20 protein-coding genes are annotated in these 16,620 nt (G+C 42.9%); all 20 read left to right on the top strand.

Going from position 1 to position 16,620, the window contains the following annotated elements; all coding sequences use genetic code 11:
• The first annotated feature begins 15 nt into the window (after positions 1 to 15).
• Positions 16 to 234, top strand: coding sequence for a translation initiation factor IF-1 (infA, locus tag DWX57_RS13095; protein ID WP_004850160.1), 219 nt, complete (start codon positions 16 to 18; stop codon positions 232 to 234).
• Between the two features lie 89 nt (positions 235 to 323).
• Entirely contained in the window at positions 324 to 437 is a 114-nt protein-coding gene (rpmJ, locus tag DWX57_RS13090) for a 50S ribosomal protein L36 (RefSeq protein WP_015533797.1), read from the top strand.
• Between the two features lie 248 nt (positions 438 to 685).
• Positions 686 to 1,054, top strand: a complete 369-nt coding sequence (gene rpsM / locus DWX57_RS13085; protein WP_015533798.1) for a 30S ribosomal protein S13 — start codon at positions 686 to 688, stop codon at positions 1,052 to 1,054.
• Between the two features lie 45 nt (positions 1,055 to 1,099).
• Positions 1,100 to 1,495 carry a 30S ribosomal protein S11 gene (gene rpsK, locus DWX57_RS13080; protein ID WP_004850165.1) on the top strand — a complete coding sequence of 132 codons (396 nt, stop codon included), beginning with the start codon at positions 1,100 to 1,102 and terminating at the stop codon, positions 1,493 to 1,495.
• Between the two features lie 20 nt (positions 1,496 to 1,515).
• On the top strand, positions 1,516 to 2,109 hold the full coding sequence (rpsD, locus tag DWX57_RS13075) for a 30S ribosomal protein S4 (RefSeq protein WP_015533799.1): 594 nt from the start codon (positions 1,516 to 1,518) through the stop codon (positions 2,107 to 2,109).
• 71 nt (positions 2,110 to 2,180) lie between these two features.
• Complete coding sequence (locus DWX57_RS13070) at positions 2,181 to 3,137, top strand: DNA-directed RNA polymerase subunit alpha (protein ID WP_015533800.1); 957 nt, start codon at positions 2,181 to 2,183, stop codon at positions 3,135 to 3,137.
• 80 nt (positions 3,138 to 3,217) lie between these two features.
• On the top strand, positions 3,218 to 3,754 hold the full coding sequence (locus DWX57_RS13065; protein ID WP_015533801.1) for a bL17 family ribosomal protein: 537 nt from the start codon (positions 3,218 to 3,220) through the stop codon (positions 3,752 to 3,754).
• Positions 3,755 to 3,898: 144 nt separating this feature from the next.
• Positions 3,899 to 5,533 (top strand): ABC transporter ATP-binding protein, encoded by a 1,635-nt coding sequence (locus DWX57_RS13060; RefSeq protein WP_120124647.1) that lies wholly within the window; start codon positions 3,899 to 3,901, stop codon positions 5,531 to 5,533.
• Positions 5,534 to 5,543: 10 nt separating this feature from the next.
• Positions 5,544 to 6,344 (top strand): energy-coupling factor transporter transmembrane component T family protein, encoded by an 801-nt coding sequence (locus tag DWX57_RS13055; protein WP_120124645.1) that lies wholly within the window; start codon positions 5,544 to 5,546, stop codon positions 6,342 to 6,344.
• Between the two features lie 186 nt (positions 6,345 to 6,530).
• Positions 6,531 to 7,268: a tRNA pseudouridine(38-40) synthase TruA gene (gene truA / locus DWX57_RS13050; protein ID WP_120124689.1), complete on the top strand. Its 738-nt coding sequence runs from the start codon at positions 6,531 to 6,533 to the stop codon at positions 7,266 to 7,268.
• A 369-nt stretch (positions 7,269 to 7,637) separates the two neighbouring features.
• Entirely contained in the window at positions 7,638 to 8,855 is a 1,218-nt protein-coding gene (locus DWX57_RS13045) for an iron-containing alcohol dehydrogenase (protein ID WP_004850177.1), read from the top strand.
• A gap of 234 nt (positions 8,856 to 9,089) precedes the next feature.
• On the top strand, positions 9,090 to 9,524 hold the full coding sequence (gene rplM, locus DWX57_RS13040) for a 50S ribosomal protein L13 (protein ID WP_117550692.1): 435 nt from the start codon (positions 9,090 to 9,092) through the stop codon (positions 9,522 to 9,524).
• 18 nt (positions 9,525 to 9,542) lie between these two features.
• Positions 9,543 to 9,938, top strand: coding sequence for a 30S ribosomal protein S9 (gene rpsI / locus DWX57_RS13035; RefSeq protein ID WP_004850181.1), 396 nt, complete (start codon positions 9,543 to 9,545; stop codon positions 9,936 to 9,938).
• A 103-nt stretch (positions 9,939 to 10,041) separates the two neighbouring features.
• Positions 10,042 to 11,226, top strand: a complete 1,185-nt coding sequence (locus tag DWX57_RS13030) for a cation diffusion facilitator family transporter (protein WP_120124642.1) — start codon at positions 10,042 to 10,044, stop codon at positions 11,224 to 11,226.
• Between the two features lie 236 nt (positions 11,227 to 11,462).
• Complete coding sequence (locus DWX57_RS13025; protein ID WP_119202044.1) at positions 11,463 to 12,260, top strand: transporter substrate-binding domain-containing protein; 798 nt, start codon at positions 11,463 to 11,465, stop codon at positions 12,258 to 12,260.
• Positions 12,261 to 12,311: 51 nt separating this feature from the next.
• A complete protein-coding gene (locus DWX57_RS13020) occupies positions 12,312 to 12,998 on the top strand; it encodes an amino acid ABC transporter permease (RefSeq protein WP_004850185.1) in 687 nt (228 codons plus the stop codon).
• Positions 12,999 to 13,098: 100 nt separating this feature from the next.
• On the top strand, positions 13,099 to 13,878 hold the full coding sequence (locus DWX57_RS13015; protein ID WP_004850188.1) for an amino acid ABC transporter ATP-binding protein: 780 nt from the start codon (positions 13,099 to 13,101) through the stop codon (positions 13,876 to 13,878).
• A 146-nt stretch (positions 13,879 to 14,024) separates the two neighbouring features.
• A complete protein-coding gene (locus DWX57_RS13010; RefSeq protein ID WP_120124639.1) occupies positions 14,025 to 14,732 on the top strand; it encodes a response regulator transcription factor in 708 nt (235 codons plus the stop codon).
• A 162-nt stretch (positions 14,733 to 14,894) separates the two neighbouring features.
• Positions 14,895 to 15,860 (top strand): ABC transporter ATP-binding protein, encoded by a 966-nt coding sequence (locus DWX57_RS13005; RefSeq protein ID WP_120124637.1) that lies wholly within the window; start codon positions 14,895 to 14,897, stop codon positions 15,858 to 15,860.
• A 1-nt stretch (position 15,861) separates the two neighbouring features.
• Positions 15,862 to 16,596: a hypothetical protein gene (locus DWX57_RS13000; protein ID WP_120124634.1), complete on the top strand. Its 735-nt coding sequence runs from the start codon at positions 15,862 to 15,864 to the stop codon at positions 16,594 to 16,596.
• Positions 16,597 to 16,620: the final 24 nt, after the last annotated feature.

Here is a 16,620-nt window from a genome sequence, read left to right as displayed (position 1 = left end):
GGAGGATTTTTGAAAATGTCAAAAGCAGATGTAATTGAAGTAGAAGGAACAGTAGTTGAGAAACTTCCAAATGCCATGTTTCAGGTAGAACTTGAGAATGGACACAAGGTTCTTGCTCATATAAGTGGAAAGCTGAGAATGAATTATATAAAGATTCTTCCTGGCGACAAAGTTACAATAGAGTTATCACCATACGATCTTACCAAGGGAAGAATCGTTTGGAGAGATAAATAATAAAAAAATGAATTTCCCTATTGCATTTTATCAATGAAAATGATAGAATGCTAATTCGTAGCGGACTTTTTTTGAAAGGAGAGTTTCTAATGAAGGTTAGAGCATCAGTAAAACCTATCTGCGATAAGTGCAAAGTTATCAAGAGAAAGGGAATCGTTAGAGTTATCTGCGAGAATCCAAAGCACAAGCAGCGTCAGGGTTAATCAAAAAAGGAAAAGAAGTATATGGATGATAGCCCATCCGGAAGTATACTTATTTTCGTGCGTCAGTACATATATCTAATGTACTGTATTATTTAAAAGCGGCTGTGGCATACGTAGATATGCCAATACAATTATAGAAATATACAACTTAGTTGAAGTTTGCGGTGTATGCATTTCACCCCATAGCGTGTGCTATGGGATACATTTGTGGATTCAGCTTAAAAGAAGATTTTACGGAGGTTATTATAATGGCTCGTATTTCAGGTGTTGATTTACCAAGAGAGAAACGTGTTGAAATTGGTCTTACTTATATCTATGGTATCGGACTTCCTTCATCACAGCGTATTCTTAAGGAAGCAAACGTTAATCCTGATACACGTTGCGCAGATCTGACTGACGATGAGGTTAGAAGACTCAGCGAGGTTATCAAGGCAACTCAGGTAGTAGAGGGAGATTTACGTAGAGAGATAGGCTTCAATATTAAGCGTTTACAGGAGATTGCTTGCTATCGTGGTAAGCGTCATAGACAGGGACTTCCTGTTCGTGGACAGAAGACTAAGACTAACGCTAGAACTCGTAAGGGTCCTAAGAAGACTGTTGCTAATAAGAAGAAGTAATATTTATAGAATATATTTGTAAAAAACCATAGGAGGTTTAGGCTAATGGCTAAGCAGGCAACTAAAAAAGTGGCTAAGAAGCGTGTCAGAAAGAGCGTACAGCACGGACAGGCTCATATTCAGTCATCTTTCAATAATACAATTGTTACATTAACAGACGCTGAAGGCAATGCGCTTTCATGGGCAAGCGCTGGTGGATTAGGATTTAAGGGTTCTAAGAAGTCAACTCCATATGCTGCTCAGATGGCTGCAGAGACAGCCGCAAAGGCTGCTGCACCTTACGGACTCAAGACAATCGACGTATTTGTCAAGGGACCAGGTTCAGGAAGAGAGGCTGCAATTCGTGCACTCTCAGCATGTGGTATAGATGTAGTTAGTATCAAGGATGTTACTCCGGTTCCACATAACGGATGTCGTCCACCAAAGAGAAGAAGAGTTTAATTAGAGGAGGTACAAACAAGATGGCAGTAGATAGAACCCCAGTTCTTAAGAGATGCAGATCTTTAGGCATGGAGCCAATGTATCTCGGAATAGACAAGAAGTCAAACAGAAGACCAAACAGATCAAATAGAAAGCAGAGCGAGTATGGACTTCAGCTCCGCGAGAAGCAGAAGGCTAAGTTCATTTATGGTGTACTTGAGAAGCCTTTCCGTAACCTTTATGCAAAGGCTGAGCAGCAGAAGGGATTAACAGGTCCTAACCTCATGACATTACTTGAGCTTAGACTTGACAACATTATCTTCAGATTAGGCTTTGCAAGAACAAGAAGAGAGGCTAGACAGATCGTAGATCACAAGCACGTACTTGTAAATGGCAAGTGTGTAAACATCCCTTCATACTCAGTTAAGCCAGGCGATAAGATCGAGATCAGAGAGAAGAGCAAGTCTCTTCAGAGATACAAGGATATCATGGCTGCAACAGAGGGCGTTCTCGTACCAGGTTGGTTAACAGCAGACAGAGATAACCTCGCAGGTGAAGTTGTAGAGAAGCCAAGCAGAGAGCAGATCGATGTTCCTGTAAATGAGACTCTCATCGTCGAGTTATATTCTAAGTAAGATTTGTTCTTTATTTATACATTTTGTAACTTGGAGTGTAGCATTTTAAAACCCGTAAAGGAGGGGCTTAGATGTTTGAGTTTGAAAAACCAAAAATCGAGATCGTTGAGACTTCAGATGACAACAAATATGGCAAGTTTGTAATCGAGCCTTTAGAGAGAGGTTACGGTATAACACTTGGTAACTCACTTAGAAGAATAATGCTTTCTTCATTACCAGGTACCGCTGTAAGCCACGTTAAGATAAAGGGTGTTTTACACGAGTTCAGCTCAATACCAGGTGTAAAAGAGGATGTTACTGAGATAATAATGAACATCAAGAATGTCGTTATCAAGAATAACTCAGATACATTTGAGCCAAAGCAGGCATACATCGATGTTGTTGGTGAGCGCGTTGTTAAGGCAGGAGATATCAAGGTTGACGGAGATATAGAGATCGTAAACCCTGATCTTGTAATCGCAAACCTCAGTGGTCCGGACGCAAAGCTTGAGATGGAGCTTACAATTGTCAACGGACGTGGATATGTAAGCCTTGACAAGAACAAGGAAGCAGATGCACCAATTGATGTCATCGCTATTGACTCAATCTTCACCCCTGTTGAAAGAGTAAACCTTACAGTTCAGAATACACGTGTTGGTCAGGTTACTGACTATGATAAGTTAACTCTTGATGTATATACAAACGGAGCTCTTGCTCCAGATGAGGCAGTAAGTCTTGCTGCAAATCTTCTGGTAGAGCACTTGAAGCTGTTCGTAGATTTATCAGAGAACGCACGTCTTGTAGATGTTATGGTTGAGAGCACAACAGACGAGAAGGAAAAGGTTCTTGAGATGAATATCGATGAGCTCGAGTTATCAGTTCGTTCATACAACTGTTTGAAGAGAGCTGGCATCAACACAGTTCAGGAACTTATAAACAAGACACCAGAGGATATGATGAAGGTTCGTAACCTTGGTCGTAAGTCACTGGATGAAGTATTAGCTAAGCTTAAGGAGTTAGGCTTATCACTTAATCAGAACGAGGACTAATAGCAGTTCCCGTATACCACTCAAGCTGAATAATAGTAAGCACAGTGAAGACCCGCAAAGGGTATAGGAGGATAATTAAAATGGCAAAGTATAGAAAGCTTGGAAAAGCAAGCGCACAGAGAAACGCATTACTTCGTAACCAGGTAACTCAGTTACTGTATCATGGAAAGATCAAGACAACAGAGGCAAGAGCTAAGGAAGTTGTTAAGATCGCAGAGAAGCTCATCACTTTAGCAGTTGCTGAGAAGGACAACTACGATGAGGTTACAGTTCAGGCTAAGGTTGCTAAGAAGGATAAAGATGGCAAGAGAATCAAGGAAGTTGTAGACGGTAAGAAGGTTACAGTATACGACACAGTTGAGAAGACAGTTAAGAAGGATCAGCCTTCAAGACTTCATGCCAGAAGAGAGATGCTCAAGGTTTTATATCCAGTTGTTGAAGTTCCTACAGATGCTGCTGGTAAGAAGGCTGGTACTAAGAAGATCGACTTAACACAGAAGTTATTCGATGAGTATGGTACAAAGTACGCAGGACGTAAGGGTGGTTACACAAGAATCATCAAGATCGGTCAGCGTAAGGGCGATCAGGCTCTTGAGGTTATTCTCGAGTTAGTATAATCGATTGATAGATTGATATTATACAGATAAATAAACAGGGCTGCAGTACATAGACGTATTAGTTTACGTTCGTGTACGGCGGCCCTGTTTTTTAATAAAATTTAGTGAAATATAGAGATTTCATTGATATAGATTGGAAAGATTATGAGCTTCATAAATGTAAAAGGACTATCTCATAAATTTAATATAAAGGATAAAGACGGCAATAAGATAGGGGAGAACTGGGCAATAAAGGATGTAGATTTTCTTGCCGACAAGGGGGAGATAATCGCGATCCTTGGCAGAAACGGTTCAGGGAAGTCTACGTTTGCAAGACATTTGAATGGACTGCTTGCACCGCATGAGGGTTCGATAGTCATAGGTGGAAAAGACATGGCGGAGATGGGAGAGCTTACATCAGTCAGACGACAGGTAGGAATGGTGTTTCAAAATCCCGATAACCAGATAGTCGGCAACACCCTCGCTGAGGATATAGGATTTGGGCTGGAGAATCTTGGCGTCTGCAGCGAAGATATATGGAAGAAGATAGATGAGATGCTGGAGCTCACAGGGCTCACAGCCTATAAGTATGCCAATACGTCAAGAATAAGCGGTGGACAGAAACAGCGGCTTGCAATCGCATCGTCCATGGCGATGACTCCGGATTGTATAGTGCTAGACGAGGCGACATCCATGCTTGACCCGCAGGGAGCAAAGGATATGCTGGAGCTTGTGCAGAGATTGAACAAAGAAAAGAAAATAACCGTAATAATGGTGACTCACAGGATAGCTGAGGCACTTATGGCGGATAAAGTATACATATTGGATAATAGCAGGATCGTGGCAGAGGGTACACCTGGAGATGTATTCACAGATGTTGACCGGCTTAAGAGCTATGGACTGGAGATACCGGTTGATATGAAGCGTAGGGCCGGAATACCGATCGATATCTGCTATAAATATAAGAACAGGCATATGGATATAAGCAGCGATATGAACAATGCGCAGAGTAATCATGCTGAGGATGAGAAGACTGCAGATAATTCAGAAAAATGTATAGTTGAGCTTCAGAATGTATCATATTCGTATGTGAATGGAAATGAGTCATTTCAGGCGCTTTCTGATATAAACATCAAGATATATGAAGGACAGGTTGTCGCTGTAATAGGGCAGACCGGATCGGGAAAGAGTACACTGCTTCAAATGATAAATAAGCTGATAGTTCCACAGAGTGGCAATGTATATCTGTATGATACGGATGTGCAGAGTGTAAGGAATATCAAGGATATCCGCAGGAGGATAGGGTATGTATTTCAGTTCCCTGAGTCCCAGTTGTTTGAGAATACGGTGCTCAAGGATGTAATGTATGGCCCGATAAACTTTGGAATGTCAAAGAGAGAGGCTGAGGATGCTGCCAGAAAGGCGCTTGAGTTGGTGGGAGTACCGGAGAAATATGCGGAGTATTCTCCATTCGAATTGTCCGGTGGTTTGAAAAAGAGGGTGGCAATAGCGGGAATACTGGCATATGAGCCAGACGTATTGATCCTTGATGAGCCTGCATGTGGGCTTGACGGAGAGAGCCGGGAGCAGTTATGGAATCTCGTCAGAAAGCTCAACAGAGAGAAAAATGTGACGATCATACTGGTATCCCACGACATGGAGGATGTGTATGAGATGTCAGAGAGGATTCTTCTTATGGAGCATGGAAGGATAGTGTATGATGGAGGGACAGGTGAGTTTTTTGAGGACAGGAGCTTACTTGAGCAGTACGGTATAGATGTTCCCAGGTGCCCGGAATAGGAGATTTACTATGATACGAGATATTACAATAGGACAATATTACAGTGGCAGTTCTGTGATACATAGAATGGATCCGAGAACAAAGCTTGCAATAACATTTCTATATGCCATATCGCTGTTTCTTTGCAAGGACTGGATCATGATACTTGCCGCAACGGCATTCCTCTGTATATATGTGGCGGTGAGCAGGGTGCCGATAACATACATTTGCAGGGGACTGAAGGTCATATGGATGTTTATTCTGTTTACAGCAATATTCAGCGTGTTCAACGGGGACGGACGGGTACTTTGGAGCTGGCACAGACTTCGCATAACAGATAACAGTGTGATGACTACGGTGCTTGTGGTTATACGCCTTGTATACCTCATAATAGGCTCATCTGTCATGACGTACACTACAAGACCGATGAATCTGGCAAATGGACTGGAGAGCAGTCTGGGATTCTTGAAGAAAATAAAGGTTCCGGTGTCTGATATGGCCATGATGCTTATGATTGCATTGCGATTTATCCCGATATTTATGGAGGAGCTGGATAAGATCATGAAGGCACAGCTTTCCAGAGGTGCGGACTTCGAGAGTGGCGATATATTCAAGAGGATAAAGAGTTATGTACCTGTATTTGTACCATTATTTGTATCGGCGATAAGGAGGGCCACAGATCTTGCCCAGGCCATGGATGCCAGATGTTTTGACGGCAGCGAAGGCAGGAGCCGCATGAATCCGTTAAAATACAGTGGAACAGACTATGTAAGTTATGCTATAGTGTTGGTGTATCTGGGATGCATGATAGTATACAGATGTGTGATGTAGGAAATCCTGCAATCTTATTTCGGGATACATGCGCACTTCGGGATCAAAAGTCGTTTGTATATAGAGTTGTTTTAAACATTACAGAGTCAATGACGATCGGGCTTGATTAAGAATTGGAGCGTAATTCAGATACATCGATAATATAGAAAAGGATACGGATGTGTCAGATACATCCCTAGTATGAATATGAAGAGAGTAAAATTGATCGTAGCCTACGATGGAACAAATTATTGTGGATGGCAGGTTCAGATAAATGGAATAACGGTTGAGGAAGTCCTGAATAAGACACTCAGCGAGCTTTGTCATGAGGATATAAAGGTTATAGGAGCCAGCAGAACGGATTCCGGTGTACATGCACTGGGAAATGTGGCGGTGTTCGACACTGAATCAGGAATACCTGGAGAGAAGTTTTCATTTGCGCTTAATCAACGGCTCCCGGAAGACATAAGGATACAGGAGTCATGCCAGGTGGCTGACGATTTTCATCCGAGATACTGTGACACGATCAAGACATATGAATACAAGATATTAAACAGAAGATTTGATATGCCGACGGAGCGTCTTTACTCGACATTCGTCTATTATCCACTTGATATAGATAAGATGAAGCGGGCTGCGGCAGTGCTGGTTGGGGAGCATGATTTCAAGAGCTTCTGTTCATCAAGGTCTCAGGTGGAGAATACAGTCCGTACAATAACAGATATAACCATAGATAAAGTTGGTGATATGATACATATAAGGATAAGCGGAAATGGTTTCCTGTACAATATGGTCCGTATCATAGTGGGAACTTTGATGAAGATAGGTCTTGGAATCTGGCCAGAGGACTGTATGGAGTCAATAATTGAGGCTAAGGATAGGACGAAAGCTGGTCCGAAAGCCGAGGCCAAGGGGCTTACTCTTGTGGAGATAAAATATCTGTAGACGTAAACGGCTGTAGACGTATAATATTTGTCGGGATAAGATAAAATTGCTAATAATATGTTGGCAGTTTATAAAATAGCGTGGTTATATTTTGTATATAATAACTTGGAAAAGTGGACTTGAAATAATCTAGAAATAAGAATGAAAAGTGGAAAACATCTAGCAAAACAGTGAAAAATAGATTAAAAACATTGTGTGAAATGCACAAAAAATAATGAAAACAAGAGCCAATCATGTTATAATTACATTGAAATGCTGCTACATGACGGATATGTCAGGAATTGTTTCGTAGTGTTCGGAATATTTCAAGGTGTTTCAGTGAAGATAACATGATTGGTTTTTTTTATTTTGATTTTAGGAGGGCAAACAATGGCAAGATTTACGTTACCAAGAGATCTGTATCACGGAAAAGGTGCTTTGGAGGCACTCAAGACATTCAAGGGTAAGAGAGCTATGGTCTGTGTCGGAGGCGGATCCATGAAGAGATTTGGATTCCTGGACAGGGCAGTACAGTACCTTGAGGAAGCTGGAATGGAAGTTAAGTTGTTTGAGGGAATTGAGCCAGATCCTTCGGTTGAGACAGTTATGAAGGGTGCAGCAGCCATGCTTGAATTTGAGCCTGACTGGATAGTGGCCATCGGCGGTGGTTCACCTATAGACGCAGCAAAGGCTATGTGGATAAAGTATGAGTATCCTGATGCGACATTTGAGGATATGTGTAAGGTATTTGGAATCCCTGAACTTAGAAAGAAAGCTCATTTCTGCGCTATTTCTTCAACATCAGGAACTGCAACAGAGGTTACCGCATTCTCAATCATCACAGATTACGAGAAGGGAATCAAGTATCCGATAGCTGATTTTGAGATTACACCTGATGTTGCGATCGTAGATCCTGAGCTGGCAGAGACCATGCCTCAGAAGCTGGTTGCTCACACAGGTATGGATGCCATGACACATGCAATCGAGGCTTATGTATCGACAGCAAACTGCGATTTCACAGATCCACTGGCACTTCATGCCATCAAGATGATCCAGAATGATCTGGTTGGATCATATAACGGAGACATGGAGAAGCGTGACGCAATGCACAATGCGCAGTGCCTGGCAGGTATGGCATTTTCAAATGCACTGCTTGGAATCGTACATTCAATGGCACACAAGACCGGAGCAGCATTTGCCGATTACGGTGCACATATCATCCACGGAGCAGCAAATGCGATGTATCTTCCAAAGGTTATCGCTTTCAATGCAAAGGATGAGACAGCAAAGATTCGTTACGGCGAGATAGCAGACTTCATGGGCCTTGGCGGAGAGACCCTCGACGAGAAGATAGCTCTTCTCATCGCATATCTGCGCAAGATGAATGATGAGCTGAACATACCTCACTGTATCAAGAATTATGGACCAGACAGCTATCCATGTGAGCAGGGCTTTGTTCCGGAGGACGTATTCCTTGAGAGACTTCCTGAGATCGCTGCAAATGCGATACTTGATGCATGTACAGGCTCCAACCCAAGACAGCCAAGCCAGGAGGAGATGGAGAAGCTGCTGAAGTGCTGCTACTATGACACAGAGGTGGATTTCTAAATAAAAGATAGTATTTACAGACAGAAGAATGAATGATAATATGGTATCCGGCGGTGCACATGTATCGCCGGATATTTTTGTTGGAAAAAATAGTTGACAACAAAATGTAATTATAATATACTTGCAAAGTATGCGAAGTTTATAAGTGCGTTTCGAACCAATGCCCCGGTAAGGAATGTGCTGAATATACATTAGTAAAGAAGATTATAAAAGAATAATTTAGGAGGTACCACGATGAAGAGCTTTATGGCAAGCCCATCAACAATAGAGAGAAAGTGGTATGTAGTTGACGCTACAGGACATACTTTAGGTCGTCTTGCATCAGAGATCGCAAGCATTTTAAGAGGAAAGAACAAGCCAACATTTACACCACACATTGATACAGGTGATTATGTAATAGTAGTAAACGCTGACAAGATTCAGGTAACTGGTAAGAAGTTAGATCAGAAGGTATACTACAACCACTCAGATTATGTAGGTGGTATGAAAGAGACAACTCTTCGTGAGAAGATGGCTAAGAAGCCAGAGGATGTTATCTACCTTGCAGTTAAGGGAATGCTTCCAAAGGGACCACTTGGCAGAGAGATGATCACAAAGCTTCACGTATACGCTGGTGCAGATCACAAGCATCAGGCACAGAAGCCAGAAGTATTAGAGATTAAGTACTAAGAAGGAGGAGATTAACAGATGGCTAAGACAACAAAGTTCTATGGAACAGGAAGAAGAAAAAGCAGTATCGCCAGAGTTTACATCACTCCAGGTACTGGTAAGATCGTTATAAACAAGAAGGATATGGATGAGTACTTTGGCCTTGATACACTCAAGGTTATCGTAAAGCAGCCACTCGTTGCTACAGGCACAGAGGGCAAGTACGATGTACTCGTTAACGTATGTGGTGGTGGTTTCACAGGTCAGGCTGGAGCTATCAGACATGGTATTTCAAGAGCACTCCTTGAGGTTGATGCTGAGTACAGACCAATCCTTAAGAAGGCTGGATACCTTACAAGAGATCCAAGAATGAAGGAGAGAAAGAAGTACGGTCTCAAGGCCGCTCGTCGTGCTCCACAGTTCTCAAAGAGATAATTATATATCATTTCAGATATATCAAGAACCCGCAGAAGTCCAACGCTTTTGTGGGTTCTTTTTTTCAGAAGTTTTGAGATTCAGATTAGGAGGAACAAAAGATATGGTGACATTATTGTCGAAGCTGTGGATCAAATCAGATAATTATAAGGATAGCAAGGTGAGGGAGAAATATGGTGTTCTTTGCGGAGCTGTTGGTATATTTTTGAATGTATTATTGTTCCTGGGGAAATTCTTTGCTGGATTACTTTCGGGGGCTATCTCGATCACGGCGGATGCGTTCAACAATTTATCAGATGCAGGAAGCTCGTTTATATCTATGATAGGTTTTAAGTTATCTGGCAGAAAACCGGACCCGGATCATCCGTTTGGACATGGAAGAATAGAGTATATATCAGGCTTATTTGTAGCAGTCATGATTATATTGATGGCCTACGAGCTTATTAAAGATTCAATCGGAAAGATCCTACATCCGGAACTTCCAAAATTCAGCATTCTAGTTGCCGTTATACTCGTTGTTTCAATTGGAGTAAAGATATATATGTATTTCTACAACAGGAGTATAGGCAGAAAGATAGAGAGTGCGACCATGATAGCGACGGCGAAAGACAGTTTATCTGATACATTTTCCACAATGGTTGTTCTTGCATCTGCACTTGTTGCTCATTTCTGGAAAATACCTATAGATGGATATTGTGGGTTATTGGTGGGCGTAATGATACTCATAGCTGGCATTACTGCAATGAAGGATACGGTCAGCCCTTTGCTTGGTCAGGCACCGGAACCAGAGCTTGTGGACGAGATCAAGAAGATCGTGAGGTGTGATAAAAGGATCCTTGGTATTCATGATCTTGTGGTCCATGATTATGGACCTGGCAGACTTATGGTCAGTCTGCACGCAGAAGTTCCTTATAAGGAAGATATTCTTGAACTGCATGATCTGATCGATCAGATAGAATTCTCTCTCAGAAAAAAATTAAATTGTGAGCCTGTCATTCACATGGATCCGATAGTAGATGACGATGAGGAGACAAATGCTGCGAAAGCGCGGATCACTGAAATTATAGAATCACTTAATAAGGATAGCAGAAAAAATGAAAATGTTCAGTTTCACGACTTTAGAATGGTAAAGGGTTCAACACATTCCAATCTGATTTTTGATGTGGTTTTGCCACATGGATATCAAATGTCAGAAGAACAGATAATATCCTATATCAAGGAAAAAGTTAGTGAGTACAATAAAAATTACTATTGTGTGATACATATTGACAGAGCGTATGTAAAATAATTCCAGATGGTGAGCATCCTGACCACAGAAGAGTAAGATCTTCTGTGGTTTTTATTATTATTACATAATACATTTACAGGCATTTCCTCAATCTTAGGTTTGACTTTACTATGATAAACTGTTACTATGTTACCGTGTTGTGCCCTAATAGGGCTTATATATCGTGCAGATGCCCGGTGTAGTGTGTTTCATGCATCTGCCAAGTATATTTAAGTATATTTCAGGAGGAAAAAAGTATGAAAAAGTTATTATCACTGCTCTTAGTGGCAGCAATGGGGCTTTCACTGGTTGGATGCGGCGGATCTGATAACGGATCTAAGAGTGAGTCAAAGAGTGATCTGGAGTATGTAAAGGATAAGGGAACTCTCGTTGTCGGCGTTACAGACTTCGCACCGATGGATTACAAGGATGAGTCAGGCAACTGGATCGGATTTGACGCGGATATGGCATCAGCATTTGCAGAGAGTCTTGGCGTAAAGGCAGAGTTCGTAGAGATAGACTGGGACAACAAGATCATGGAGCTTGACGGCAAGACCATCGACTGTGTATGGAATGGTATGACACTTACAGATGAGGTTACAAGCTCAATGGCATGTTCAGATGCATACTGCAACAATGCTCAGGTAGTTATCGTGCCAAAAGATAAGGCAGACAAGTATCAGACTGTTGACAGCATCAAGGAGCTTACATTTGCTGTAGAGGCAGGAAGCGCAGGCGAGGATCAGGCCAAGGCGCTTGGACTCAACTATACAGCAGTAAAGGCACAGGCAGATGCACTCATGGAAGTTGCAGCTGGAACATCGGATGCAGCGATCATTGATTCACTCATGGCAGCAGCTATGGTTGGCGAGGGAACAGGTTATGACAAGCTCACATATACCGTAGGTCTTAACAGTGAGGAGTATGGCGTTGGCTTCAGAAAGGACTCAGATCTTGTAGCTGAGCTCAACAAGTTCTTTGCAGACAGTAAGGCTGACGGTTCAATGGAGAAGTGTGCTGAGACATATAAGGTACAGGCTGCACTTACAAAGTAATAGATAAGATATAATTAGTATTTTTACCATCACTTAGAGAGAAAAATTATTATGGATTTGTTTTTTGAACAGCTCCCGGTCGTACTTGGAGCTCTTAATACAGGATTTATACAGACATTAAAATTGTTCTTTGTGACATTGCTAGGTGCATTTCCGCTTGGACTTCTTATAGCACTTGGTTCCATGTCAAAGTTTAAACCACTCAGCTATCTTATGAAGTTCATCGTATGGATAGTGAGAGGTACACCACTTATGATACAGCTGCTCATCATATATTATTTCCCGGGACTTGTATTCCACAACCCGGTATGGGGCGGCGGCGAAGGCGGAAGATTTGTTGCGGCATCGGTGTCATTCATAGTGAACTATGCCTGCTATTTCTCAGAGATTTACCGTGGAGGTATCCAGGGGATTCCTGTAGGACAGGAGGAAGCCGGACTCGTGCTCGGCATGACTCCAAAGCAGATATTCTTCAAGGTCAAGCTTTTGCAGATGATAAAGAAGATAGTTCCAGCGATGTCCAACGAGATCATAACTCTGGTCAAGGATACGTCCCTTGCCCGTATCATCGCACTTCAGGAGATAATCTGGGCAGGACAGGCATTCATGAAGGGTTCACAGGGAATCTCTGGTGCGATATGGCCACTCTTCTTCTGTGCATTCTACTATCTGATATGGAATGGCGTACTCACAGTTTTACTTGGCAAATTAGAGAAGAAACTTGATTTCTTTAGATAGGAGGAGCCGCTATGAACGCAGTTCATACTCGGAATCGGCTCCGACGACCTGCCCCACTGCGGAGCAGAGGGGCGATACATATTAAATAGGAGGAGCTGCTATGGCTATATTAGAGGTTGAACATATAAAAAAGAAGTTTGGCAAGACGGATGTGCTCAAGGATATAAGCTTTTCTCTGGAGCAGGGCGAGGTCCTTTCTATCATAGGATCATCAGGAAGTGGAAAGACGACACTTCTTCGCTGTTTGAACTTTCTGGAGATGCCGGACAATGGAGTTATCCGTGTAAATGATGAGATCCTGCTTGACACTGACAAGCCGGAGACACTCAAGGAGTCGGAGGTGCGCAAGAAGAGACTGCATTTTGGACTTGTGTTCCAGTCATTTAATCTCTTTCCACAGTACACTGCGCTTCAGAACGTGATGCTTGCAAGAGAGCTCCTTGCAAAGGAGAGGCCGGATTTCAAAGTAAATAAGAAGAATATACTCGACGAGATAAGAGTCCAGGCAGAGGAGCTTCTCCGCCAGATGGGACTTGAGGACAGAATGAACAACTATCCTCACCAGCTTTCCGGAGGACAGTGTCAGCGAGTTGCCATAGCAAGGGCGCTTGCGTTGCAGCCGGACATCCTGTGTTTCGATGAGCCTACATCGGCTCTTGATCCGGAGCTCACAGGAGAGGTACTTAAGGTTCTCAGAAACCTTGCAGACAAAAAGACGACCATGATAATTGTTACCCATGAGATGGCATTTGCAAAGGATGTTGCAAGTCAGGTCATATTCATGGATGATGGATATATACTTGAGCAGGGAAGACCTGATCAGGTATTTGACAATCCGAAGATGGAGAGGACAAAACAGTTCCTTTCATCATATTCATAAAAGATGTATATGATCCCGGAGTATCGACAGGAGTCGATATTTCGGGATTTTTTTATGGAGTTGATGACATGGGGAAAAGTATAAAGTATAGTAGTAGATAAGTCAGTTCTGATGGACTGATGTTCAATAGACAGGAGGAGATGCTTATGAGCAAGATACTCGTCATAGAGGACGATAAAGAGATAAACCGGCTTATCTGCGAATATTTGACAGAAAGTGGCTATGAGCTGATATCAGCCACAAATGGCATAGCTGGGCTGTCTATTCTCGAAAGCACGCCGGATATCGATCTCTGTCTGCTGGATCTCATGCTGCCGATGAAGAGCGGCGACAGGATTATGCAGAGTCTCAGGGGATTTTCGGATGTTCCGGTCATTGTGCTTTCGGCGAAGGACACGGTCCAGACGAAGATAGATCTGTTCAGGCTTGGCGTTGATGACTATATCACAAAGCCGTTTGATCTGGATGAGCTGCTTGTCAGGGTGGAGGCGGTGTTAAACCGCTGTATATACAGAGAATCATCCGGACATCCATGCGGCATCAAAGGGATAGCTGGATATTCATATACTTACAAGCACCTCATCATGGACGACGAGGCAAAGAATGTCACGGTAAATGGCAATAAGCTGAACATCACTGCAAAGGAGTATGGGATATTGAGGCTGTTACTGACAAATCCTAACAAGCTCTTTTCAAAGGCAAATCTATTTGAGAGTGTGTGGAATGAGACATATTATCCGGAGGACAATGTCCTCAAAGTTCATATGAGCAATCTCAGAAATAAGATAAAAAAGTATGATGACCAGGAGTACATAGAGACCGTCTGGGGCATGGGATACAAGCTTGCGGAGTGATTCTTAACCTTTTCTTTATATTTGAATTTACCATTTCTTTATGCATAGAAGGTAATATATAAAATGTGAAGAGACAGCGTAGGTGATCGCGGGATCAAAAGAGCTGGATATGATTTTACATGCGCGATCATCAGATGTGTAAATCGGGGAAGGGAGCAGCATATGGCGAGCGTGATAAGCCTTAAGGGGATGACTAAAGTGTATGGCGATAAGCGTGTTGTGGACAACTTTTCGCTGGACGTTGAAAAGGGACACATATATGGTCTGATAGGACCAAATGGAGCGGGCAAGACCACCATAATGAAGATGATAGCGGGACTTACAGATCCTGCTGAGGGAGAGATAGAGCTGTTTGGCTCAGGCAAGGATCTGGATGCGAACAGGGAGAGAACGAGCTTTATGATCGAGGCACCGTATCTGGATAAGAGCTTTACCGCCAGGGAGAATATGGAGTACATAAGCCGGCTCAGGGGAGTGGCGGATTCATCAAAGATAGATGAGATACTTGAACTTGTGGGGCTGGCAAATACCGGGAAGAAGCGGGTGAAACATTTTTCACTTGGAATGAAGCAGAGACTTGGAATAGGCATGGCACTGCTGCCTGACCCGGAGGTCATGATACTCGATGAGCCTGTGAACGGACTTGACCCGGAGGGAATCGTGGAGGTCAGGAATCTTCTTAAGAGGCTGAAGGATGAGAGGGAGATAACGATACTTATCTCCAGCCATTTGCTTGCCGAACTTTCGGAGCTCTGTACGGATTTTGCCATCATTGACAAGGGTGTTCTTGTGGAATGCATTTCCAAGGAAGAACTGGATGAGAACTGCAGGAGCTACATAGAAGTGGCGACGGATGACATGGAAAGACTTGTGACAGTCATCGAGCAGGATCTCGGAATATCAGGTTACAAAGTGATGGAAAACGGAGACACTCGTATCTATGATATGCTGTCAGAACTTAAGACCGTGTCAAGAGCGATAACGGCATCAGGACTTACTATACTCAAGTTCCATGTACAGGGGGAGAATCTGGAGGAGTATTTCCTGTCCAGGGTATCATCATCCAGTGATGATAGTAATGCTCCGAAGAGCTTTGTTGGCAAGATGCTCAGAAAGGCAGGTAGATAGTATGAACAGACTTATGAGAGCGGAGTGGTACCGCGTGAGGAAAACCTATCATCTGTCAGTGTGGGCGGTTGCGCTGTGTGTATTTATGATTTATCTGGGGTACATGGATGTCGGTTTTGACAGTGCAAGCTCAGGAGTAGAGGCATTTGGAATGTTTCTTGAGAAGGACCTTCTGCTTATGACATATCTTCCGCTGATCATCGCGGGAATGTACGTGACATCATATGAGAACAAGGTGCTCTGTTACGAGGTAATGGCGGGCAACAGAACGTCAAGGCTGCTGCTTTCCAAGCTGTTTACAGTTGTGCCGCTCATGTCGATAATCAGTATAGCGTTGATGATCTCTCCTATACTGTATTTCGGAGCGAAGAACGGTTATGGAGATACGAAGTATCTTGCGCTCAGGATATTGATCGTTGCTGTGATATGTATCAGAGTGCTCAGCTGTTCAGTGCTCATCATGACAACTTTCAAATCAGCTGTAGGAATGTTTGTGGTGTTCCTCAGATTCCTGATACTAGAGGCATTTGGCAGCCTGATGATAGACACGGTAACTGAGGGCGGCGGCAGCGCCTCAAATGTAACTTACTGTCTTGTGGGAGGTGGTCTGACCTGTTCAGGTCTCCAGGATATAGCATCTCAGGACGTGATAATCTGTGTGGTGGCAGGAGTTGTTGAAATACTAATCTGGTATGTGTTATCCTACAATAGCTATGAAAAAAAGTGGTTCAACTAATGACATACAGCATATGACTATGGG

This window comes from Coprococcus sp. AF19-8AC (genome assembly GCF_003603115.1).
GTDB lineage: Bacteria > Bacillota > Clostridia > Lachnospirales > Lachnospiraceae > Coprococcus > Coprococcus aceti.
Note: the sequence above shows the minus strand (reverse complement) of the source record. Positions and strands in the feature narration are given on the sequence as shown.